This is a genomic window from Microbacterium sp. NPDC077663, from assembly GCF_044542795.1.
GTDB lineage: Bacteria > Actinomycetota > Actinomycetes > Actinomycetales > Microbacteriaceae > Microbacterium.
In genome coordinates, this window is record NZ_JBITVE010000001.1 from 608,820 (window position 1) to 631,948 (window position 23,129).

A 23,129-nucleotide genomic window follows, 5' to 3' on the forward strand; every position below is an offset into this window, starting at 1 on the left:
TCCTCCTGCTGTGGAAGAGGGGATGCGGTCGTTCACCGCCCACTCATAGACTCGGCCGCATGCCCTATCTGGTCTCGCTCGTCGTCCTGGCCGGCATGATCTTCGCGCTCATCGACATCATCACGCGCGATCAGAGCCTGGTGAAGCACATGCCCAAGACGGTGTGGCTGTTCGTCGTGATCCTGCTGCCGTTCCTCGGCACGGTGCTGTGGTTCGCGATCGGCCGCGAGTACCCGCGCCGCGAGGTCAGCCGTCCGCCGCAGTTCGCGCCGTGGGCCACCGAGCCGCCGGCGCCGCCGGTGGGGCGCCGCGACGCACGGTCGACCGAGCAGCAGCTCGCCGATCTCGAACGCGAGATCGAGGAGGAGCGGCTGCGGGCCGAGCTCGCGCGCCGACGTCGGGAATCCGGCGAACCGGCCTGATCCCGGCTCTCAGCTGCGCGGGTAGACGACGCCGATCTGTCGGCGGATCTCGTCGAGCGTGCCCATGATCGCCACGCTCTCGTCGATCGGCAGGATGTCGCCGTCGATGCGGCCCTGGGAGATGAGCTCCTCGGCGTGGAGCGCCTGGAACTGCATCCCGCGGCCGTCGATCTCGGAGCGGAACTCCTCGACGACGGTGCCGTCCCGGTCGAAGACGCGGAAGCTCGTGGGCGCGTAGAAGACGCCGTCGATCTCGATGCGTCCCGCCGTGCCGACGATCTGGGCCGCGTTGGCACCTGCCGCACGCGACGAGGTGAGGAGCGAGGACACACCGCCGCCCGCGTGCACCATGGCGATCGCGACATCCGTGTCGGCGCCCGTCTCACCGAGCCGGCCGCTCGCCCGGACCTCGCTGGGCTCGCCGAGGATGTCCCAGGCGAAGGAGACCGGGTAGATGCCGAGGTCGAGCAGCGCGCCGCCGCCGAGCGAGAGGTCGTTCAGACGGTGCGTGGGGTCATCGGTGATGTTCTGCGTGTGGTCGGCGCTCAGGACCCGCACCTCGCCGATGACGCCGTCCGCCAGGATCTCGCGCAGGCGCACCGTGTGCGGCAGGTAGCGCGTCCACATCGCCTCCATCGCCAGCAGGTCGTGGTCGGCGGCGAGGTCGCGGATCACGACGGCCTGGTCGGCGTCGAGGGTGAGGGGCTTCTCGATGAGGACGTGTTTGCCGTGCTCGAGCGCCAGGGCGGCGCCTGCGAGGTGGTGGCTGTGCGGTGTCGCGACGTAGACGATGTCGACCTCGGGGTCGGCGACGAGCTCCTCGTACGACCCGTGGGCGCGGGGGATCCCGTACTTCTCCGCGAACTCCTGCGCGGAGTCGAGTCGTCGGGACCCGACCGCCGTCACCGTGAGGCCGGCTGTCTTCAGATCGGACGTGAAGGCGTGCGCGATGCCGCCGGTGGCCAGGATTCCCCAGCGAAGAGAGGTCATGGCCCGAGCCTATCGGCGCGGGGCGGGCGGCCGATCTAGAGTCGGATCGTGACCCGAACCGACGACGCCGCCCTGGAGCGGTTCCGCGAACTCCTGCGGATCCCGACGGTGTCGATGCCGACGGATGACCCCGCCGCCGACGACACCGCGTTCGTCGCCTTCCGCGACGCGGTGGCCCGGCTCTACCCGTCCCTCCACGGCGCCCTCGAGCGCGACGTCGTCGGCGGCTACTCGCTTCTCTACCGTTGGCGCGGGGCGGATGCCGCGGCCCCGCTGGTCCTCATGGCGCACATCGACGTCGTGCCCGTCGTCGCGGAGGAATGGGCGCATCCCGCGTTCGCCGCCGAGATGGTCGGAACCGGCGAGGAGGCCGAGATCCACGCGCGTGGCGCGGTCGACGACAAGGGCTCGCTCGTCGCGATCCTCGAGGCGGTCGAGGCCCTCGTGGCCGAGGGCTTCACGCCTCAGCGCGACGTCTACCTGGCGTTCGGCCACAACGAGGAAATCGCCGGCGACGGTGCGCAGGCGATCGTCGAGGTGCTCCGGGGGCGCGGGGTGCGGCCCTCGCTCGTGCTCGACGAGGGGGGCGCGGTGGTGGAGGGTGCGATCCCCGGCGTCAAGGTCCCCACGGCGGTCATCGGCGTGGCCGAGCGCGGCGTGATGACGGTGCACCTCACGGCTCGCGAACCGGGCGGGCACGCGTCGACCCCGCCCCGCGATCCGGCGACCGCACGGCTCGCACGCGCCGTCCTGCGGCTTCATCGCCGCCCGTTCCCCACCCGGCTCGTGCCGCCCGTGCGCGCGATGTTCGAGACCCTGGCGCCGCACACGACCGGGCCGCTGCGGCCGGTGTTCGCGAGCATCGGCGTCACCGGGAGGCTGCTCACCAAGGTCTTCCCCCGATTCGGTCCCGAGCTGAACGCGCTCGTGCGGACGACCGCGGTGGTGACCGAGCTCGCCGGTGCCGCCGGTGCCAACGTGCTCGCGACCTCCGCCCGCGCGAGCGTCAACGTGCGCCTGCTGCCCGGCGACACAGCGGCGTCCGCCGCCGCCCGCATCCGTCGGGTCGTCGCCGACCGCCACATCGAGATCGAGGTCGAGTCCGCCTCCGAGCCCTCACCGGTGTCGCCGTGGTCGGGCGCCGCCTGGAACCGCCTCGTCGCCGCGACGGCGTCGGCGCTCGGCGAGCACGTCGTCGCGACGCCGTACATCCAACTCGGTGCGAGCGACAGTCGCTGGTTCACGGTGATCAGCGATCACGTCTACCGGTTCACACCGTTCCACCTGACGCGCGGTGAGCGCGAGGCTCTCCACTCGCACAACGAGCGCATCCGGGTGGGCTCGTGGCTGCGGGGGATCGAGTTCTACCGCGACCTGGTGCGGGCCAGCTGACCTCAGCCGCGCTCGGAGAGCGCCCTCGAGATGCGCTGCAGCGAGACGGGTTCGGCCGTGCCGAGGCGCTGGGCGAACAGGCTGACGCGGAACTCCTCGAGCAGCCAGCGCGCGTGGGCGAGGTGCGCGGGCGCGCCGGCCGGCAGCGGCAGGGCGCCCCCGGCATCCGTGAACAGGGCGGCGGCGCGCTCGTACTCGGTCATCCGCTGACGGTCGCGACCCGGGTTGTCGGCCAGGGCGTCGACTCGTTCCTTCGCCCCCTGCAGATAGCGGGGGAGGTGGGCGAGTCGGGTGGTGCCGGTGCGCGAGAGGAAGCCCGGGTGGACGAGCGCCGCGAGCTGGCCCTTCACATCGCCGAGCGCCGCCAAGAGGGTCATCGAGTTCTGGTTCTTGACGGCGCGTTCGACGTCACGTTGGAGGGTGAGGATGCGGGCGGCCAGCGACACCGTCTGGAAGAGCTCGTCGACGACGCGGCTCGAGAAGGCGTCGCGCGCGGCCGTGAACCCGGACTCGGTGCGAATCACGGTGTCGCCCATGACCTCGTCGGCCACGGCGACGCGCGCATCCTCGATCAGCGCCTTCGCGGACGGGTACGGCGAGGCGGCGAGGGCCAGCTTCTCGGCCGACGTGAGGTGGTCGAGGACGTAGGCCGTCGGGGAGGGTACGGACAGCAGCAGCAGGCGACGGACTCCTGCGCGGGTGAGCTCGGCCGCCCGGTCGGCGGTCGCCTCGATGCGCAGCGACACGGAGTCCTTCGCATCGACGAGGGCGGGGTAGCCGCGTACGACGCCGCCTGCCACCTTCGTGTCGACGACGAGGGGCAGATCGCCCACGTCCCACGTCGTGATGCCCGTGCGTTCGATCGGGGCGCTCGCGGCCGCCACGGCCGCGGCGGGGGATGCCGCCGGTCCCGGCGCGTGCGTCGGGCGGAGCGACCGGGCCACCGATTCCCGGGCGCGCCCGGACAACCTGTCCTGCAGGTCGCGGAGGTCGCGGGACGACCCGACCGTGCGGCCGCGCTGATCGACGGCGCGGAACGACACCGTGAGGTGCGCGGGGACCCGGTCCAGGTCGAAGTCCCGCTCGGTGACCGGCTGATGAGCGACCCGCTGGATCCGCGCAGCCAGCGCCGCTCGCAGCGTCGAGGCGGGGAGCCCGTCGGTGTCCTCGGGGCCGGATCCGCGCAGCTCGTCGCCGAGGGTCGCCGCCCAGTCCGCGGCCGGCACCACGTGTCGGCGGATCGTCTTCGGCAGCGCCTTGATCAGCGCCGTGACGAGCTCGTCCCGCATCCCCGGCACCTGCCAGTCGAACCCGTCCGGGCGCAGCTGCGCAAGGAGGGCGAGGGGAACGACGACGCTCACGCCGTCGTCGGCGGCGCCCGGCTCGAAGCGGTAGGCGACGGAGAGCACCTGATCGCCCTGGCGCCAGCGCGCGGGGAAGTCGCGCTCGTCGGTGCGGGCCGACTCGCCGAGGAGGTCGGCCTCGGTCATGTCGAGGAGCTTCGGGGTGCGCGGCTGCGTCTCGCGCCACCACGCCTCGAAGGAGCGCACGTCGAAGACGTCGTGGGGCACGCGGGCGTCGTAGAACGCATAGACCGCCTCGTCGCCCACGAGGATGTCGCGGCGACGTTCGCGTTCCTCGATGCGCTCGAGCTGACGACGGAGCTCGCCGTTGCGGCGCTCGAACGCGGTCAGGCGCTTGTCGAGGTGCTGGCTGTTCCACTCGCCTTCGACGAGCGCGTGGCGCAGGAAAAGTTCACGTGCGAGGTCGCGGTCGCGGCGGGCGAGCTGCACCCGCCGGCGGGGGATGATCTCGACCCCGAAGAGCGTCACCTTCTCGGCGGCGACGGCGGCACCGGCATCCTTCGACCAGTGCGGGTCGCTGAGACTGCGGTGCGCGAGGTCGCCAGCGAGGTCTTCGGCCCAGGCCGGGTCGATCGCGGCGACGGTGCGGCCGAACAGTCGCGAGGTCTCGACGAGCTCGGCGGCCATGACGGCGTCGGGGGAGGCCTTGCGCAGTCCGGAGCCGGGGAAGATCGCGAACGACGCGCCACGCGCACCGCGGTACTGCGGGAGGGGCTTCCGTGCGTTCTTCTTCGCGGGGTCGGTCGTCACCGAGCGGGTGTCGAGGATGCCGATGTGCGAGAGCAGCCCCGACAGGATCGCACGGTGCAGCGCATCGGGGTCGGCGGCTCCCGCCGGCTGGCGCGGGGCATCCTTCGGCGAACCCGAGCGCGACAGGGTCGAGAGCTGACGGTGCACGTCGAACCATTCGCGCACCCGCACGTAGTTGAGGTGCTCGCTGCGGCAGAGCCGTCGGAACGCGCTCGAGCCGAGCTCGCGCTGCTGCTCGCGCAGGTGGTTCCAGAGGTTCAGCAGGGTGAGGAAGTCGCTCGTGGGATCGACGAAGCGCGCATGCAGGCGGTCGGCTTCCTCGCGTCGCTCCTCGGGACGCTCGCGGACGTCCTGGATCGAGAGGCCCGCGACGATCGCGAGGACGTCCCGCGAGACGCCGAGCTTCTCGGCCTCGAGCAGCATCCGGGCGAAGCGCGGGTCGATCGGCAGGCGGGCGATGCGACGCCCGAGGCTCGTCAGGCGAAGGGCGCCGGTGCGCCCGCCCACCGCGCGGAGTTCGGTGAGCAGCTCCACGGCCGCCTTCACGCCACGGCTGTCGGGCTTCGTGAGGAACGGGAACTCGGTGACGTCGCCGAAGCCGAGGGACAGCATCTGCAGGATGACCGAGGCGAGAGAGGTGCGGAGGATCTCGGGCTCGGTGAACTCGGGCCGCGCCGTGAAGTCGTCCTCGCCGTAGAGGCGGATCGCGATGCCGGCCGAGGTGCGGCCGGCGCGACCGGAGCGCTGCTGCGCCGAAGCCTGCGAGATCGCCTCGATCGGCAGCCGCTGGATCTTCGAGCGCACGCTGTAACGCGAGATGCGCGCCGTGCCGGTGTCGACGACGTACCGGATGCCGGGGACCGTGAGGCTCGTCTCGGCGACGTTCGTGGCGAGGATGATCCGCCGCCTCACCCCGGCGACCGCGGACGGCTCGAACACGCGGTGCTGCTCGGCGGACGAGAGCCGCCCGAACAGGGGCAGTACCTCGGTGGGGCGGGCGTCGTTCGCGTAGAGGCCGCGGACGGCATCCATCGCATCGCGGATCTCGGCCTCACCGGGCAGGAAGACGAGCACGTCGCCGTCGGGCTCGCGGTCGAGTTCGCGCAGCGCCGCGAGCAGACCGTCGACGTCGTCCTCGGACTCGGTGTCGTGCGCGCGGTAGCGGATCTCGACCGGGTAGGTGCGTCCCGACACCTCGATGATCGGGGCGGGGATGCGCTCGCCGTCCGCCGTCGTCGCGGCGAAGTGCGCTGCGAAGCTCTCGGGGTCGATCGTCGCGGAGGTGATGATCACCTTCAGGTCGGGACGCTCGGGCAGGATGCGGGCGAGGTAGCCGAGCAGGAAGTCGACGTTGAGCGACCGTTCGTGCGCCTCGTCGACGATGATCGTGTCGTAGCGGCGCAGCAGCCGGTCGCGGTGGATCTCGTTGAGGAGGATGCCGTCGGTCATCAGCGTGACCTGCGTCGCGTCGGTCACCTCGTCGGTGAAACGCACCTTGTAGCCGATCGCGCCGCCGAGCGGCACCTGCACCTCGTGGGCGAGGCGTTCGGCGATGGAGCGGGCGGCGATCCGTCGCGGCTGGGTGTGCGCGATGCGCGAGCGGCCCAGTTCGAGGCACATCTTGGGCAGCTGCGTCGTCTTGCCCGAGCCGGTGGCGCCGGCGACGATGACGACCTGGTTCTCCGCGATGGCGCGCGAGATCTCGTCCCGCGCGGCGCTGACGGGCAGCTCCGGGGGATACGAGAGGACGGGGGCGGGTGCGGACACAGCCTTCGATGCTATCGCGCAGGCGGATGCCCGCGGCTCAGCGCTCGGCGGCCTGCGGGGCGTCGAGGAGGGGCAGGTCCGCCGCCGTCACGAGACGGGAGAGGACGGCGTGCTCGACCAGGCGCGCGCGTCGATTGGTGGCGAGCTTGCCGGCGCCGCCCCGGAGGCCCTGGACGCCCTCGCGATCGAACTTGTCGCAGACGTTGTCGAGCTTGCGATTGAACGTCGTGAGAGGCCAGCCCAGACGCTCGGCGGCCTTCGCGGAGGAGGGGATCTGCGAGGACCCCATCATCCCGCCGCGCAGGATCGGCTCGCACAGGGCGATCAGCAGCAGCCGCTGGCTCGCCGTCAGCGGCACCGCACCGATCGTCGTGCCGCCGTCGGTGCTGTCACCCTCGAGGGGCGAGATGCGCCCGGTGAAGCGGGCGGCGCCGTTGCGGATCGTGAACTCGTACGTGTACGCGCCGGCGGTGAACATGACGACCAGTTCGGGGAAGACCAGCGGCACCCTCGTGCCCGGGCCGAGCATCGCCTGGTAGGCGCCGTCGGCCGTGGCGAGGGCGACCGAGATCGACCGTCCCGTGTTGGTCAGCCACCACATCCCCTGGGACGACTCGATCTCGAGGAGTCGGCGGTGCAGGTACGGGTTGGTGTCGATCACCAGGTCGGCGTCGCGGCCGATCGAGAACGTCTCGCCCGGCGAGGGATGGAACCACTCGCCACAGAATTCGATCCCGAGCTCGGCGGCCTCGGTCTCGGCCGTCATCTCGATGTCCTCCGTCATCCGATTCCCCCCTGGACGATCACGATGATGCCCCACACGGCGGCGGCGACGATCGCCGTCCCCGCGAGGGCGACGAGCAGCAGGACCCCGCCGTGCGATCGCCGCGGCGCTGCGGGCGCCGCCGCGGCCGGTGGAGCGATCTCGGTGCGCACGACCGATGGCCCGGTCTGGGTGCGGCGGGGTCCGTAGACGGGATGGGATACCAGGGTGCCGGGCGCCGAAGCCGTCCGCGGGGTGTCCGCACGCCCGTGCGCGATGGCCGTGCCGCCGGTGGTCACCCGGGGCGTGACACGCCGCGCCGTCCCGCGGGTCGGGTCATCGGTGTGCCGGTCCGCGATCACCGTCTCGTCCTCCCCGGCGGCGGCCGGGCCGACGGGGGCGGCCGTGCGGCGGGCGACGATGCGCGTGACGTCCTCGCGATCGGCGCGCAGGTCGCGGCGGGTGCGAGGCACGCGGTGGGTCTGATCGTCGAGCGGGTCAGTCATGGCGTCTCCGTTGCGAGGGCACGGTCTCGACCTCGATCGTGCCCGTCGCCGGTTCGCTCGTGACGAGCCCGCCGGTCGTGTCCTCGAGGCGGGGGTGGATGCCGCCGCCCACCACATCGACGACGATCGCCGTCACGTTGTCACGACCGCCGTGAGCCAGGGCCTGCGCCACGAGGGCACCCGTCGTCTGGGAGGGGGAGGCGCCGCTGAGCAGACCTGCCCGGATCGCTTCGTCGGTGATCTCGCCCGACAGACCGTCGGAGCACACCAGCAGGCGCTCGCCGGTGACGACCGGCAGCAGCCAGAAGTCCGCGGGACTGCGTTCGCCGCCGACGGCACGGGTGATGACGTTGCGCCCCTCGAAGGACGACATGTCCGCGCGGGCGAGGCGCCCGGCATCCACCATCTCCTGCGCGATCGAATGATCGATCGTCAGCTGCTCCAAGCGCTCCGCGATCAGGCGGTAGACGCGCGAGTCGCCGATGTTGACGACGAGCCATCGCGGTTCGCCGTCGTGGTGCACCGCCACGACGCCGGTGAGGGTCGAGCCGGCCCCGCGTGTCGTGCCCCGCGCGATCGCGCCGACGGCGCGGTGCGCGGCGTGGACCGCCTCGGCGACCTCTTCGGGCGCGACGTCGCTGCGCCCCACGAACCCGCGGAACGCGTCGATGACGGCAGCGGCGGCGCGGTCGCCCGCTTCATGACCACCCATGCCGTCGGCCACGATGAACACGGGGAAGCTCGCCAGGTGCGCGTCCTCGTTGACGCGGCGCCGCAGACCGGTGTCGGTGAGTGAGCCGCTGATGACGTCGACGTGCAGCGGCCGCTCGGTGGTCATCGTGCCCCCGTGTCGAGGAAGAGTTCCGCGTCGCCGAGGAGGAAGCGGCCCGACACGGCAACCGCCGTGCCGACCGCGATCTCGGTGTCGCCGTCGCCGACGATCACGCCATTGGTCGACGAGAGGTCGGTCACGGTCCATCCCTCGGGTCCTCGTCGCAGCAACGCGTGCGTCTTCGAGACCGTTCGCGTCGCGTCGTCGACCGCGACGGGGTGGGCTCCGGCGGCGTCGGCGGGCGGGCTCGGATTGCGTCCGAGGACGACGAGATCACTGGGGAGTGCGATCGTCTGCCCGTCTGGCAGGCGCAGCGATGCGCTCGGGCGGCGGTGTGCAGCGAGCACCGTGTGCTCCTCGACCTCGCCGGTCGTCGGCGGCAGGGCGGACGCCGGCGCCGCGGGTGCGACCGCCGGGACCGCGGGTGCGGCGGGGGGCGCGGCGGCTGGCGACGGTCCGAGCGGCGGCGGCGACCATGCCGCAACGGGCGCGGCGGCGGGGAAGGGAGCCGTGGCGGGGGGCGCGAACGCGGTCGTGTCGGCGGGGACGGACGAGGCCGACGCGGCGGGCTGAGGCTCCTGAGCGAACGGGGTGGGCGGCAGGCCGCCGCGAGCCAGCCCCCGCCATCGTGCCGATCCCCACCCGATGAGGGAGGCCCACACCGGGAGGAGGATGACGCCGAGCAGGACGAAGCCGGCACCCCGCTCGAAACCGCGGTTCAGGGGGCCCATCATCCGGATGAGGAGGATGACGGCGCCCGCGAGGAACATCAGGAGCAGGACGATCGGGACGAGCGTGGCGCCCAGGAGCGCGCCCGCGGCGTCGCCGCCGGATCCGCCGAAGGCAGCGTTCTGAGCGGACGCGATGAACAGTGCGTTGGTGACCGAGGCGAGGACCGTGGTGAGCAAGCCCCCGCCGATCAGCACGAGCGCCCACCATCCCTTCATTCCGGCGACCTCGAAGAGGGTCCAGAGGTTGAGGACCGGGATCCATGCGCGGGCGGCGGGTCGGTCGACCTTGCGGAAGACCGCGGCGAGCGCGAGAGCCGTCCACACGTAGAGGCCGGCGGCGAGGATCAGCTGCACGGCGGCGAACAGCAGGGCTGCGACGGCGACGCCCGCGGCGGCCCCGGCCGCCTCGGCGACCGCCGCCGGAGGAGCGACCTCCATGATCACGCTCTGCATCTGTGCTCGCCCTCCGTCATCGATTCCGTCGATACCGCCCCGCACACCTTATCGGCGCCCGGCGCGTCCGCGCGGGAGCAGGGAGCGCAGCGACAGGCGCGCCCTCATCCGCGCCCAGAAGCCCTTCTCCGCCGCGAAGCGCGCACGTTCCGCCGCGACGATCCGCCAGAACTCGTCGTTCTCGGCCGGGGTCGGCGGAGCGACGTCGAACACGGACCGGTCCGCCCACGTCGCCAGGCGTACGCCGGACGCGTCCTCCGCGTCGCCGGCGAACAGGCGTGCGAGCTCCTGTCGGGTGAGGTGGGCGGGCGCGGTGTAGCCGTGGTCGACCGCCGTGTCGACGTATTCCTCCCACCCGCCGGTGAACCGCGCGGCGACGTCGCCCCGTCGCCGGCCGCGGCGCCGGAGGGCCTTCACCGTCAGGATCGTCACGAGCGGGCCGAACAGCACGACGATCGCCAGCAGCGAGACGCCGCCGATCCGGACCGCGGTCCACAGCGCCGACAGGTCGGCTTCCCGCGGTGCGGTTTCGGGCTCGCTGCGCTCGCCGTCGGAGGGCGACGCGTCGGCGGGGAGGACGGGCTCCGCCTCGTCCCGGCGCACCTCGGTCGGGTTCTCGGGGTCGCGGCGCTGGTCCACATCGGGGGAGGGGAAGCTCTCGTGCTGCGGGGTCACATCGACCGGGACCCACCGGCCCGCGGCATCCGCCACTTCGATCCACGCGGCGAGGTCGCCGCCGCGGCACGTGCCGTCCTCGCACACGGGGAGGTCCGCGGTCGTGGTGAGCCGTGTCCCCACCACGACGCGCGCGTCGAAGCCGAGTTGATCGGCGATGAGCATGGCGGCGACGGCGAACTGCTCGTCGTCGCCGACCGCGGCCACGAGATCGGCGTCGGAGCCGCCCGGGGTGCTCGACTCGCGCTCGATCAGCTGCGTGAACAGTGCGCCGATGCGATCGGTGGAGTGCCCGGCGCGGGACGGTTCGAAGCCCGCCTCGCCGAGGTCGCGCAACCAGGTGGGCCCGTCACCGTCGGGAAGGAGCAGGGCGTGGCTGAGATAGCCTCGGTCGCGCAGTCGCCCGAGCAGCGTGTCGAGCGCCGCGCCCCCGGTTCCCGCGTTCTGCGTCTCCATCCATTCGGTGAGTGACGCGGGCACGACCTCGGCGGGCAGCGAGGCACCGCTCCGCGACGGGGTGAGGGATGCCACGGGCGGGGACGCCGGCGGAACCGTCGCGACGAGACGGTAGGCGTCCCCGTCGCCGAGGCCGGGGTCGGCGATGTCGATCGCGGCGCCCGTCGCGGCGTTGTAGAAGAAGCCCTCGGCGAGTTCGGCGGCACGGGACCCCTCGAACGACAGCGCGCGCAGGTCCCCGACGGTGGGCACCCAGATCCCCGTACCGGCCTGGATGCGGACGGCCACGGTGACCTCGCCGGCGGCGTCCGCGACGAGCCGGGACGGCACGCGGGTGAAGGACGTCGACGGGTCGGTGGGGCCGGCATCCGGCGCGGTCGCGCGAACCGTGCGCCCGTCGTAGAAGGGGAGGGTCGCGAGGCGGACCCGATCGACACCCTGCGAGGGCGCGACGGTGAACAGCGTCTCGTCGTACCGGTCGTCGTCGAACGACGCCCGGAACGCCGCGAGCGGGCTCGGCGCACGCTCGAGCTCGAGCACCGGGTCGACGACGCTCCGCGCCACCTCGCGCGGCTGGTCGGCGAGCGCCCAGGGACCCCACAGCGCGGCGACGGCCGCCGCGGCGACGACCATCCCGGTGGCGGTGGTCGTGCGCGCGGCGAGCCCGCGGAGGCGTCCACCGCGACCGCGGGTGACACCGGACGCGGCGGCGGCGGTGGCCAGCGCGCGCCGACGGTCGTGCCCGGACCGCCACACGACTGCAACGAGAGCGGTCACGACGGCGGCGACGCCGATGAGGGTTTCGGGTTGGACCGCGAGCACGCCCAGCCGCAGGGGAGCCGACAGCGACCGTGCGCCGAAGGCGACCCCGAAGGCGGTGGGGAGGAGGGCGACGGGGACCGCCGGCATCCACCATCTCGTGCTGCGCCAGGCGATCGACAGCGCCGCGACGGTGCAGCCGAGGAACACGAGGAGCGGAGGGGCGAGCGTCGCCTGGTACGAGCCCAAGGGGAGTTCGAGGGTCAGCAGGTCCTTCCAGCCGGTGACGGGAGCCGTCGCGACGTCCACGAGGGCGCGGAGGGCCGCGTCGGGGGAGGAGAGAGAGCCGGTGGCGGCGACGGGCACCCCGATCGCCACGTAGACGGCGAGGGTGGCGACGGCGACCCACCAGCCGGACCAGTTCCATCGCGTTCCGACGGCGGCGACGACGTGACCGGCCGCGATCCCGACGCCGAGGGCGAGGATCAGTGCCATGCTCCGGTAGATCGGCCAGGTGGCGACGGCGCCCACGGCGAGGAGGAGATCGAGCACGAGAGCCTGGCCGATCAGGAATCCCGCCCGCGAGGGCGCGCGGCGACGCCGCCGGGCCGTCCGCCGGGCGGGTGCCTGCTCGGCCGGGGCGGTCACGACTGAGCGCCCTTCGCGAGGAGCTGACGGAGGTCGTCGAGCAGTCCGATGGAGACGACCGTCATGCTCCCGAGCCGCCGGATACCCGGTTCCGCCATCGGTGCGCACACGAGGGCGACGACCGCGACCTCGGGGCCGAAGGCGAGCGCGGCGCTCTGCAGCTGCGACGGCGTGAGGGGCGACCCGCAGACGAGGAAGGCGATCGAGGCGTCGGCGTGGCGCGCCGAGGCGAGCGAGGCGACCTCGCGGAGGGGGCTCGGGTTGACGCCGCGATCGATCCCCGCGAGATCGTCGAGCAGGGTCCGCGTCGAGACCGTCGTGAGCGTGCGGAAGGTCCGCATCCGACCGCGGGCGAACTCGGGGATCTCGGCGCCGGCGACGACGTCGACGTCGCGTCCGTCGCGGATGCCGCGGACCCCGATGGATGCCGCGGCGCTGACCGCGAGCTCGAACTCGTCGTCGTCCGCGTACTCGTCCTGACCCCGCGCCAGCACGAGGATCATGCGGGAGCGGCGGGTCTCCTCGTACTGGCGCACCATCATGGCGCCCGTCTTCGCGGTCGACTTCCAGTACACCTGCCGGGGCGAATCGCCCGGCACATACGGGCGCAGCGCGTGGAAGGAGAAGTCGGCGTCGACGATCGTCCGCGACGGGCTGCCCTCGAGGTCGCGGATCAGACCGGTCGCGGTGCTGCGCAACGCGGTCGTCACGGGGTGCACGTAGAGCGTGTGCGTCTCCTGCCACGTGGCCTCGCGGGTGAGGATGCCGAGAGGATCCCCGCGGACCGTGCGGGCGGGACCGACGGTCACGATGCCGCGTCGGCTGGTCGGGATGACGACCGTCTCGGAGATCTCGTGCCGCGGCCGCAGCAGGGGGACGTGCACGTCCACGAGGCCGTCGCCCACCGGGAGGTCCACCCGCCCCGGAAGGGCCGCGCGGCGTCCGATGTTCCTGACGACGAGCCGCCCCTCGACGGGGGTGCCCGCGACGACGCGGTCGTGCGCGAGGCGCAGGGCCACCTCGTACGCCCGGGCGCCGAAGAGGAAGGGCACCGACAGGAGCAGGAGCACCGCCGCGGCCCCGCCGGCGACAGCGGATTCGAGGAGGCCGAAGACGAGCCCGGCCGCGAGGTCGATCGCCGCGACCGCGACGACGACCCAGCCCGCGGGCGACACCGTCTCGGCGACCCCGCGCGCGGTGCGAGCGGCCGCGCGGCGCAGCCGGCGCCACCCCTGGAGGCCGCGCACGGCGAGCTCCGTGGTGCCCCGCTCGACCCCGACACCCGTGCGGGTGTACCCGGTCGCCGCCGACGTCCGGGTGAGGCGGGACTCGGTCGACGAGCTCACACGTTCTCTCGCCGACCGCGCTCGTCGGAGCGCTCCTGCGAGGGCGGCACGACGTCCAGCAGCACCTGGCCGACGACCGCCTCGGCCGTCACACCGTCGAACTCCGCCTCGGGATCGAGGATTAAGCGGTGGGCGAGGACGGGGACGGCGAGCGCCTTCACGTCGTCCGGAGTCACGTACGTGCGGCGGTGCGCGAGCGCCCACGTGCGGGCCGCTTTCGTCAGGGCGAGGGCGCCGCGCACGCTCGCGCCCAGGCGCACCTCGCGCGCGAGCCGGGTCGCCTCGATGATGCGGGCGATGTAGTCGAGCACGAGCGGGTTCAGATGACCACCGCGAGCGATGTCGGCCATGCTGACGACCCCCTGCGGGGTGATGACGGGGCCGACCTCGCGAGGGCCGTCGCCGGACCCGTCGAGGATCCGGATGGTCGCGGCGCGGTCGGGATAGCCGAGCGAGGTCTTCATGAGGAAGCGGTCCAGCTGCGCCTCGGGCAGTCGATAGGTGCCCGCCTGCTCGACGGGGTTCTGCGTCGCCACGACCAGGAAGGGCACGCCGACGCCGCGCGTGATCCCGTCGACCGTGACATGACCCTCCTCCATGACCTCCAGGAGCGCGGACTGGGTCTTCGGCGACGCCCGGTTGATCTCGTCCGCCAGCACGACGTTGGCGAAGATCGGCCCCTGGTGGAACTCGAACTCGCCCCGGCGCTGGTCGTAGACGGTGATGCCGGTGACGTCGCCGGGCAGCAGATCGGGCGTGAACTGGATGCGCGAGCTCGTCCCTTGGACCGAGCGACCCATCGCGCGCGCGAGCGAGGTCTTGCCCGTGCCGGGGTAGTCCTCGAGCAGCAGGTGACCTTCGGAGATCATCGTCGTGAAGGCCAGCTCGATGACGTGCCGCTTGCCGAGCACGACCTGCTCGACGTTCTCGACGAGTTTCGTGAACGTGTCGGCGAACCAGGCGCTCTGCTCCTGGGTGATCGTCATCGTGGTCCTCTCGGTTCGCTCGGTCGGAAGGGTCATGGCGCCTCTCCGTCCGGCGGTGTGGTCTCGGTCGGATCGGTGGGCTCGGGATCCGTGTCGGGGGGAGGTTCGGCCGGCGGCGGGATCTGCTCGCAGTCCACGCCGACGCTCACGGAATCGAGTTCGCGGAGCGCTCCGGACCACACGATCGTGTACTCCACCCGCTGCACTCCGGATTCCCCCTCGGTGACATCCTTGCGGACGGATGCCACATCGCCGCCGATCCCACTCGGGAACCAGTCGGGTGCCGCCTCATCCGAGCGGCACGAGGGCAGGTCGCTCGTCGAGACGAACACGGGCCAGTCGGCGCTGCCGCGGGCGGGGACGATCGGCGTCGGGTCGGAGCACTCGACCTCGATGCCGACGAAGGTGTCGCACCACTGGGCGCTCCACCGGTCGCCCGGCTCGTTGGCGCGGGGGGTGAACGCGTCGACGACCTGACCGTTCAGGAGGTAGCGCAGCCGCGCGTCGTCGAACGGCGGTGCCCCCGGATCGCTGTGCCCGCTCCCGTTCTCGCCCGTCTGCACGGCGTAGGTGAACCCCGATCCCTGGTCCCCGGTCGGTGCGGCGGACACGGTGTAGGTGAGCTGATCCGGTGCGCTGACGTTCCCCGTCGGGCGGGCGGTGATCTCGTCGGTCGTCACCCCGAAGCCGTCGCGGCCCTGGTAGGTGCTCGTCACGCAGACGTACACGGTCTTCGAACGGAAGGCCTGCGCGGCGAACGTCCTCCGGGACTCGCGCGTGTCGGGGGTGCACTGCGCGGCGGACTGCTCGCTGAAACCGAACAGCGGCTCGGTCCCCTCGCTCTCGGCCGTGACCTGCACCGAGACGGTCATCGAGTCGGAGGTCGTCGTTTGCGAGAGCGACACGGTCGGCGCCCCCACACCGTGCGCCTGTAGCTCCAGCGAGCGCCCCTCGCTCGAGCCTCCCGCGACCCGGGGCAGCTCGAACTCCGTGAGCGGCGTCGCCGTGAGGGGCTCCGCATCGTTGGCTCCGATGCGATACGCCGAGAAGACCGCGACGCCGTTGCGCACCGGCTGCGTCGCGCTGCCCGCAGCGCCGCCGGAGAGGCGGACGCTACCGGTCGTGTCGTCGAGACCGGTCACCGTGACCGTCGCCCGTCCGCCGTCCCGACCGTTCGGCACCGGCTCGAAACTGGCTCCGGTCGGCCGGGACGGCGGCCGGTAGGCCCATGCCTCGGTGCGGGCGGCGCCGCGGGAGGTGCCGACGGCGTTGACGGCGCGAGCCTCGTACACGCGCTGATCGCCGACGGGGGCGGCGATCGGTTCGCACCTGCCCGACGCGGGGCACGAGGCGACCTCACGGCCGTCCATCGTGATGCGGTACCCCTCGACGGCGGGGTAGGAGGCGGCGTCCGAGGTGACCCGGAGCGTCACGGAGTCGTCCGTGTACGCCGTCCATTCCAGCCGCGTCGGGTCGGCTGGCAGCCCCCGCAGATCGAGGACGACCGACCCGTTGCGATCGCCGCTGGACTGGCGGCCCTGGGCGTCTTCGACGACGAACGTCCCCGCGCAGCGCGCTGCGCCCTCGGCATCCGATCGCCAGCTGGCGCGGACCGCGCGGTCGCCGGAGGGCGCGAAGCTGACGCCCTCGCACGTGCCCGCGCTCGCGGCCGACACGACGCGCAGAGGAGTGCGGGGCAGCGGGTTGACCTCGCCGTCGGCGCCGATGACCTCGATCGTGCAGGACGACCTGCCGTCGGACTGCGAGCAGGTCTGCACCGCCGAGCCGCCGCGCGGGAGCGCGGACGGGGACGGGCCGACGGTGAGGACGAGACCGGCGGTACCCGCATCGGGATGGCTCGGCAGGGAGACGCTCACCTGCTCCTCGCGGCCCGGTCGCGCCTCGTCGCGCGCCGTGACCGACACGACGGCGCCCTCGGCGGTCACCTCGAACTGATCACCGGAGTAGGCGACGGCGAACTCGAGCGCGTCCTCGTCGGCGACACCCGCCCACCGCACCATCCTCGTCAGGTCGTACGTCTGCGTCTGCCCGGGCCGGACGCCGAGCGACGCGCTGCGCAACGACGGTTGCGGGATCTCCGCCTCGACCTCGACGGGGATCGTCAGGTAGGTCGGCTGCTCCTGCCCTGCGACCCGTGCGGCGACGATGCAGGAGTCCGACCACGGCGCGCCGCGGCCGGCGGAGTAGCGCACGACCGTGCCGGAGACGACGCGGCACGAGGCGTCGGCTCGGGCGCCGCCGGCCTTGGTGCCATCGCGGTCCACGACCAGCACCGCGTCATCGGGCAGGGCGACGAGATCCGCGACGTCCACGTCGATGCTCTCGCCCTCGCGCACGCGCAGCGGATCGACCCCCGCCCGGAGTGCGACCCGGACGTCGTCGGTGCCCGGGACCCGGAGGAATCCGTAGGTCGTCACATCCGTCCCGTCATAGGCCGTCCCGCGCACGCGGAACGGGATGACGCGGGTGCGCTCGGGAAGCGGCCCCGAGATCCGCCAGCCCGACACCCGGAGGTCGCTCTGATCGCCCCACAGGTCCAGGCTGACGCCGGCCGGATCGCCCGCGGTCCACGACACCCGTCCGCTCAGGACGTCGACACCGCCGGTGAACCCCTCCCTGTCCTCGATCGAGAGCACGGTGTCGGCGACGACCGGGTGGTCGGGGACGGGCTCGCGCACGACCTTCACCACGAGCAGACCGATCGCCGTGTCGCCGTCCGCGTTGGACACCTCGTACGAGTACGAGAACGTGCCGAGCGCGGTACCGGCGACGACCGTCACGGCGCCGTCGCCCCCCACGGTGATGCGGTCGGCGAGCGCCGCGTACTCCGGACCGTCCTCGGGGGCGTTGGGGGTGACGCCGGTGAGCTCGAGGGGACTGTCGAACGGGTCGACGTCGTTGTCGGCCGGGCGCACGACGACCGTGCTGTCCGCCCCCGCCTGCACCTGCACGTAGTCGCTGAACGTGACGGGGCTCGGGTCGCTCTGCCGGGCGATGACGCCGACACGCACCTCGGCGGTGCCCGTGCGACCCCGGGCATCCTTCACCCGGTACTCGAACCGCACCTGACCGGCCGCGCCCTCGCGGCTCGTGTAGACGATGGACTGGCCGTCCGCCGAGATCGTCGCCGACCCCTCCGCGGGCTGGGTCGTGATGGCGTCGAGGGAGACATCGTCCCCGTCGGGATCGACGCCGTAGCGGTCGAAGCCGATCGTCACCGACTGGCCCGCGACCACGCGGCCGGCGAGCGCGCGCGGCACCGGGTCGCGGTTCTCCTCGCCCCCGGTGACGGTGACCGTGACCCGTGCGGTGTCGACCACCTCGGGGAACCCCAGGCGATAGACCGTGTAGGTCAGGGCATAGGTGCCCGCCTCGCGGGGAGCCAGGTACCGCAGCATCCGCCCCGAGGCGAAGGCGAGTCCGCCCCCGGTCTCGTTCACGATCGAGGTCGGATCGATCGCGATCAGGGCGCCCGCCGGAGCGTGGTCGTTCTCGAGCACCGGGATGTCGACCTGCGTGCCGCCGCGCACGGTGACCGTGTCGTCGACGGCGATCGGCCGCTCCGCCGAGCCCGTCGGCAGCAGGATGACGGTGACCTCGCCCTGCGCGAGGCGATCCGCGCCGTCCCGGCCGTCGGTGAGGCTGTAGCGCACGACGCCGAGGCGCCCCGGCTCGCCGTCGTCGGTCGTCCCGCTCACGCGGAGGAGGCTCTGCCCCACGAGGTCGACACCGAGCGAGGCGGTCGGGTCGCTGTCGGGCCGGATGTCCTCGAGCAGCAGCACGACGCCGGCCGGGTTGGACGCCGCCGAGGCGACGTCGATCGTCGCGTCCTCGCCCGGCCGGACGAAGGCGGTCAGCGGCGGGGTCGTCACGACAGCGTCGGCAGGGTCGCGGACCGTGATGCGGGCGATCGCGGATGCCTCACCCACCCCGTCGCGCACGGAGTACTGCACGATGTACGAGCCGGGCTCGCGGGCGTCGAAGGTCATGCGCAGCGTCGACGCGTTCGGGGTCACGGTCGTCCGCTCGGTGTCGAGGGCGACGAGGGAACCGATGGTGAGCGGCCCGGAGGCACCGGTGACGTAGGGGGAGAGGTCGATCTCGAGCGGCTCCCCGACGACACCCGTAGCCGCGAAGGATTCGGCCTCGAGGCCCGGCGCGGGGGCTACGCGGACCGTCACCGCCTGCGTCGCGGTCGCGCCGCGTGCGTCGGAGACGACGACCGACACCGGGAAGCTCGCGGCCTCCGTCGCGCTCGGGTCGGGATGCTGGTACGAGAACTCTCCCTCGGGAGAGGTGGTCGCGGTGCCGATCGCGGGCGCGCCCTCGATCCCGGCGAGGTAGACGGGGTCGCCGTCGGGATCGACCCAGCCGCGCAGGAGGTCGGCCGAGACGGTGCCGCCCGGCGCGACCGACAGAGCGGGCCACGTGGCGAGGCATCCGTCGACCCCGCACCAGACGGGGGCCGCATTGCTCTCCTCGGGCACGACGCGCAGGGTGACGGTCGCGTACTCGGAGAGCCGCCCCCCGGCGGACGTGCCGTCGGTGACGCGGTAACGGAAGCTCGCCGTCCCGATGGCGTCGGGCGCGACGCTGAACGCGATCTGCTGCTCCGCGCCCGTGATCGTCGCGCTGCCGAAAGCGGGGTCGACGCCCTCGACGCCGCCGACGTCGATGCTGAGGACGTCCTCGTTGGGGTCGTGGTCGTTCAGGAGAACGGGAAGGAGCGCGACCGATCCGGCGCGAACGCCGAACTCGTCGTCGACCGCGACGGGAGGTTTGGGGTCGAGCACACGCTCGACGGGGTCGTCGTTCTGCGGGGCGGCTTCGCTCGTGTCCTCCACACGCCACTGCTGTGACGAGGGGATCAGGGCACCGTCGGGGACCCGCCACACCCAGCCCGACGCCCGGTCGTTGAGCGCCAGCCGCGCGCCGTTCCCGATGAACACGGGGTCCACTCCGTCGCCGATGTCGACGCCTGCGTAATCGAGCGGGGTGGTCTCGGACGGGCTGCCGCTCGACCAGAGCGAACCGCCGCCGGCGCCGTCCGAGAGCCATGCCGCGTGGACGGTGCCGCCCGAGGCCACCGGGACGGCGGGTGTCCCGAGGCCGGGGGAGTCCAGGACGCGTTCCGCGCCGCCCGTCTCGAGGGGGATCCTCGTGATGCCGCCGGGGTCGGCGATCACGACGGCGCTCCCGCCGGTCGCCGCCCGCTGCAGCACGGCACCGCTGGTCGGCGTCGTCCCGACGAGGTCGTCGCGCCCCTGCACCGCCAGGTCACCCGTCGCGACGTCGTAGAGCACCCAGCGGCCGCCGACGGCGCTCAGCTGCGCGTCGACCGGGGAGATCGGCGTCGCGTCCTGACCGAGGATGCGCCCGGTCGCCGCCTCTGCGCGCACGATGACGCTCTCGACCGCCGAATAGGCATAGGCGATGCCGTCGGCATCGACGGCGACAGCGGATGCCGCGAAGCGCGGCGCCTGCTCGCCCGCCGCGCGTTCGACCTCGGCGTACGGGTCGATCGGCGTGGCCGCCCCGCCGCCGGACAGGGTGGCGCCGAGGACCCCGCCGCCCTCGGTGCGGTAGACGATCGCGTCACCGGCGGAGACGATCTCGACGGTGCCGGCCGGTGTCGGCGACGAGGCGTCCTCGTCCTCACCGGTGAGGTCGGCGGGCTGGGCGAGGTCGACATCCGAGAAGGCCGATCCTCCCTCGCTGAACACGAAGAGGCGGTCGGCGGTCTGGGCGATCTGCGTCCCGTTGACCACCTGCTTGACCGTGTCGACCTCGCCGAGGTCGAGGTTCACGCGGGCGTAGCCGCTGCCGGCTCCGGTCTGCAGTGCCCACACGGTCGGATCCTCGACCGGGGTCTGCTGGGCGTCGTAACCGGGCCACACGACGGCGAGCGTCCCGACCACGGCGACGATCGCGGCGACGGCGCCGGCGCCGATCCACGTCGATCGCCGCACGCGCGGTCGGTCGTCGTCGGGGCGCGCCATTCAGCCTGCTCCGCCGAGGAGGAGGAACGTCGTCGCGGCGCCCGCGCCCGCCAGCACGAGGCCACCGACGACCACCGCGATCACCGTACCGCGCCGCATCCGCGGTGCGGGTTCGGCCCCCGCCAGGACCGTGCCCTCCTCGGGGCGTCGCGGCGAGGTGTGGCGCCGCCGCTCCGGGCGCGCCGAGGCGCGCGCGACGGTGGACCGGACGGGGCCGCGCGGGCGGTCGTCCGCGAAGTCGACGTGCGCTCCTGCCGAGGCCCATTCGTCGACGGCGACCTCGAGCGGGGTGTGCGGCAGTCCCATCCGGTGCTGGATGACCTGCAGATCGTGCGCGAAGGCGGCGGCGGAGGGGTGACGGGCGGCGGGGTCGCGGCTGAGCGCGCGGGCGAGCACGGCGTCGAGTTCCGGCGGGACGTCTGCGCGACCGACGGGTGTGTAGACCGCCTTGCGGATGCGCGCCTTCAACTGTTCGCGCGTGTTCTGGCCGCGCCCGGGGCGCTCGAACGGGCTCCGTCCGGCCAGGAGCGAGTACACCGTGGCACCGAGGCTCCACACTTCAGCGGCGATCGATCCCGAGACGCGCTCGTCGACGATCTCGGGCGCCGACCACGGCACCGACATCGCGAAGACCTCCTCCGTGTCCGGGCGGGCGTCGACCGCGGCGGCGATGCCGAAGTCGGACAGCACGGGCGACCCGAACGCCGTGACGAGGATGTTCGACGGTTTGATGTCGCGGTGCAGCAGCCCTGCGCGATGTGCCGTTTCGAGGGCGGAGCCGATTTTCACCCCGAGCTGCAGGACCTCGGCCACCGGGATCTCCTCGCGACGGTAGCGGTGGGTCAGCGAGGTCGGGCAGTACTCCATGACGAGGTACGGGCGGCCGTCGGCCGAGACGGACGCCTCGTGGATCGTGAGGATCGAGGGATGCGCGCTGAGGCGGGCCATGACGTCGGCTTCGGCATTGAACATCCGCAGCACGTTCTCGTCGACCACGTCCTCCAACAGCACCTTCACGGCGACGGGGCGTCGCGGCAGGTTCTGTTCGAACAGGAAGACGTCGGCGAACCCGCCGGCACCCAGGGGTCGGACGTAGGTGAAGCCGGAGAGGCCGGGCGGAGTGGAGGGGAGCCTGCTGGACACGCGGCCCGTCATCCCGTCGTCAGCGGCCCGGCGGTGTCGAACACGGCGGTCACGCCGTCACCCAGGTCGAGTTCGGTGCCGAGGGGCACGCGCGATGCCGCACCGCCGCGCAGCAGCGCCGCCGCCCCGGTCGGCGGGCGCACGATCGTCCCGTTGGTCGAGTCGAGGTCCCGCACCACCAGGGTGTCGCCGTCGAGCACGGCTTCGAGGTGGGTCCCCGAGATCTCCTTGCGCGGCGACGGCACCGGTTCGATACGGGCACCCGGGTGGTTCGCGGGTCGGGGGCTCCGGCCGAGCACGACGGGGCGGTCGAGCGGCACTGTGCGGCCCCCGGGAAGACGCAGTGCGTACGTTGCCTGGGCGGATCCCCGCCGCGAGGCGAATAGCGTCCTGTCGTCCGGCGCCTCGGCGGGGGCGGGGCGGTCGTCCTCGCGGAGGAAGTCCGGCAGGTCGAGTTCCTCGTCGTCCTCGAACGGACGCGCGAAGAGGCTGCGGTCGACCGAGATCGTCTGCAGGACGTCGACCTCCTCGCCGCGCACCGGTGCGGGGGCGGGTCGCGGTGCCGGCGGCGTGACCGTCGGAATCGCGACGGTCACGGGAGCGGCCGTCCCCGGGGGAGCCTCGCCCTCGGCGGCCGGCGTGACGTCGGCCTCGGGCGTGCGTCCGGCGGGGAAGGGGCGCCCCCAGGAGAGCTCGTCGGCACGTGTCACGCCGAGCCCGAGCGGCAGCAGATCGCCGCCCGTGCGTCCCGATCCGAGAGCGAGACGGATGCCGACGGCCCCCGCCAGCGCCGTCTCGATCCACGTCCGCGCCTCGGCGCCCGAAACGCGCGTGCGGTCGGAGGTCTCGACGACGGCGCCGCCGCGCACGGCCACGCGCACGGCGTCGGAGCCGTCATCGGGGAACTCCGCGACGGCGAAGTCGGGCAGATCGTGGATGCCGCCGGCCACGAGCACGCTGAGCACGTCCTCCAGCACCGCGGTCTCGGCCGCGGCGGCGTTCCACAGCCGCGCGATGACGCCTTCGCCCACACCTGAACCGAGCAGGATGGCGAAGCGGTCGCCGGCGATGGCGTACCCCGCCTCGGCGGCGAGCGTCGGGGTGGGATAGCGGAACACGTCCCCAG

General features: G+C 73.0%; 14 protein-coding genes. 2 read left to right on the forward strand and 12 right to left on the reverse strand.

What is annotated here, in order from left to right:
* The first annotated feature begins 59 nt into the window (after positions 1 to 59).
* Complete coding sequence (locus ACIGEP_RS02990; RefSeq protein WP_396660146.1) at positions 60 to 422, forward strand: PLD nuclease N-terminal domain-containing protein; 363 nt, start codon at positions 60 to 62, stop codon at positions 420 to 422.
* 9 nt (positions 423 to 431) lie between these two features.
* Here the strand turns inward: ACIGEP_RS02990 and ACIGEP_RS02995 are convergent, their stop codons facing one another.
* Positions 432 to 1,412, reverse strand: a complete 981-nt coding sequence (locus ACIGEP_RS02995; RefSeq protein WP_396660147.1) for a Gfo/Idh/MocA family protein — start codon at positions 1,410 to 1,412, stop codon at positions 432 to 434.
* A 48-nt stretch (positions 1,413 to 1,460) separates the two neighbouring features.
* On the opposite strand from ACIGEP_RS02995, the gene ACIGEP_RS03000 reads away from it, so the two are divergent.
* Positions 1,461 to 2,804, forward strand: coding sequence for a M20/M25/M40 family metallo-hydrolase (locus tag ACIGEP_RS03000; protein WP_396660148.1), 1,344 nt, complete (start codon positions 1,461 to 1,463; stop codon positions 2,802 to 2,804).
* 2 nt (positions 2,805 to 2,806) lie between these two features.
* Here ACIGEP_RS03000 and hrpA read toward each other — a convergent pair whose 3' ends face one another.
* The 11 genes from hrpA to ACIGEP_RS03055 are packed head-to-tail and all read right to left on the reverse strand — an operon-like array spanning position 2,807 to position 23,121.
* On the reverse strand, positions 2,807 to 6,685 hold the full coding sequence (gene hrpA / locus ACIGEP_RS03005) for an ATP-dependent RNA helicase HrpA (RefSeq protein ID WP_396660149.1): 3,879 nt from the start codon (positions 6,683 to 6,685) through the stop codon (positions 2,807 to 2,809).
* A 37-nt stretch (positions 6,686 to 6,722) separates the two neighbouring features.
* The gene (locus tag ACIGEP_RS03010) at positions 6,723 to 7,451 is read right to left on the reverse strand and encodes a hypothetical protein (protein WP_396660999.1); all 729 of its coding nucleotides are present in this window, start codon (positions 7,449 to 7,451) and stop codon (positions 6,723 to 6,725) included.
* Positions 7,452 to 7,465: 14 nt separating this feature from the next.
* Positions 7,466 to 7,954 carry a hypothetical protein gene (locus tag ACIGEP_RS03015; protein ID WP_396660150.1) on the reverse strand — a complete coding sequence of 163 codons (489 nt, stop codon included), beginning with the start codon at positions 7,952 to 7,954 and terminating at the stop codon, positions 7,466 to 7,468.
* Entirely contained in the window at positions 7,947 to 8,792 is an 846-nt protein-coding gene (locus ACIGEP_RS03020; RefSeq protein WP_396660151.1) for a PP2C family protein-serine/threonine phosphatase, read from the reverse strand. Before ACIGEP_RS03020 ends, ACIGEP_RS03015 begins: the two co-directional genes overlap by 8 nt.
* Positions 8,789 to 9,970 carry an FHA domain-containing protein gene (locus ACIGEP_RS03025; RefSeq protein WP_396660152.1) on the reverse strand — a complete coding sequence of 394 codons (1,182 nt, stop codon included), beginning with the start codon at positions 9,968 to 9,970 and terminating at the stop codon, positions 8,789 to 8,791. Before ACIGEP_RS03025 ends, ACIGEP_RS03020 begins: the two co-directional genes overlap by 4 nt.
* Positions 9,971 to 10,018: 48 nt before the next feature.
* Positions 10,019 to 12,508 (reverse strand): transglutaminase domain-containing protein, encoded by a 2,490-nt coding sequence (locus tag ACIGEP_RS03030; protein WP_396660153.1) that lies wholly within the window; start codon positions 12,506 to 12,508, stop codon positions 10,019 to 10,021.
* On the reverse strand, positions 12,505 to 13,854 hold the full coding sequence (locus ACIGEP_RS03035; protein ID WP_396660154.1) for a DUF58 domain-containing protein: 1,350 nt from the start codon (positions 13,852 to 13,854) through the stop codon (positions 12,505 to 12,507). Before ACIGEP_RS03035 ends, ACIGEP_RS03030 begins: the two co-directional genes overlap by 4 nt.
* On the reverse strand, positions 13,851 to 14,840 hold the full coding sequence (locus tag ACIGEP_RS03040) for an AAA family ATPase (protein ID WP_396660155.1): 990 nt from the start codon (positions 14,838 to 14,840) through the stop codon (positions 13,851 to 13,853). The genes ACIGEP_RS03035 and ACIGEP_RS03040 overlap by 4 nt, the downstream gene beginning before the upstream one ends.
* Before the next feature lie 32 nt (positions 14,841 to 14,872).
* Positions 14,873 to 20,860 (reverse strand): Ig-like domain-containing protein, encoded by a 5,988-nt coding sequence (locus ACIGEP_RS03045; RefSeq protein WP_396660156.1) that lies wholly within the window; start codon positions 20,858 to 20,860, stop codon positions 14,873 to 14,875.
* The gene (locus tag ACIGEP_RS03050) at positions 20,861 to 22,015 is read right to left on the reverse strand and encodes a serine/threonine-protein kinase (RefSeq protein ID WP_396660157.1); all 1,155 of its coding nucleotides are present in this window, start codon (positions 22,013 to 22,015) and stop codon (positions 20,861 to 20,863) included. It abuts the gene before it with no gap.
* Entirely contained in the window at positions 22,012 to 23,121 is a 1,110-nt protein-coding gene (locus tag ACIGEP_RS03055; RefSeq protein WP_396660158.1) for an FHA domain-containing protein, read from the reverse strand. Before ACIGEP_RS03055 ends, ACIGEP_RS03050 begins: the two co-directional genes overlap by 4 nt.
* Positions 23,122 to 23,129 lie beyond the last annotated feature (8 nt).

Bases quoted from the DNA above. Each gene is read 5' to 3' on its own strand.
- ACIGEP_RS02990 (WP_396660146.1), top strand. From the start codon at position 60: ATGCCCTATCTGGTCTCGCTCGTCGTCCTGGCCGGCATGATCTTCGCG.
- ACIGEP_RS02995 (WP_396660147.1), bottom strand. From the start codon at position 1,412: ATGACCTCTCTTCGCTGGGGAATCCTGGCCACCGGCGGCATCGCGCAC.
- ACIGEP_RS03010 (WP_396660999.1), bottom strand. From the start codon at position 7,451: ATGACGGCCGAGACCGAGGCCGCCGAGCTCGGGATCGAATTCTGTGGC.
- ACIGEP_RS03015 (WP_396660150.1), bottom strand. From the start codon at position 7,954: ATGACTGACCCGCTCGACGATCAGACCCACCGCGTGCCTCGCACCCGC.
- ACIGEP_RS03020 (WP_396660151.1), bottom strand. From the start codon at position 8,792: ATGACCACCGAGCGGCCGCTGCACGTCGACGTCATCAGCGGCTCACTC.
- ACIGEP_RS03025 (WP_396660152.1), bottom strand. From the start codon at position 9,970: ATGCAGAGCGTGATCATGGAGGTCGCTCCTCCGGCGGCGGTCGCCGAG.
- ACIGEP_RS03040 (WP_396660155.1), bottom strand. From the start codon at position 14,840: ATGACGATCACCCAGGAGCAGAGCGCCTGGTTCGCCGACACGTTCACG.
- ACIGEP_RS03045 (WP_396660156.1), bottom strand. From the start codon at position 20,860: ATGGCGCGCCCCGACGACGACCGACCGCGCGTGCGGCGATCGACGTGG.
- ACIGEP_RS03050 (WP_396660157.1), bottom strand. From the start codon at position 22,015: ATGACGGGCCGCGTGTCCAGCAGGCTCCCCTCCACTCCGCCCGGCCTC.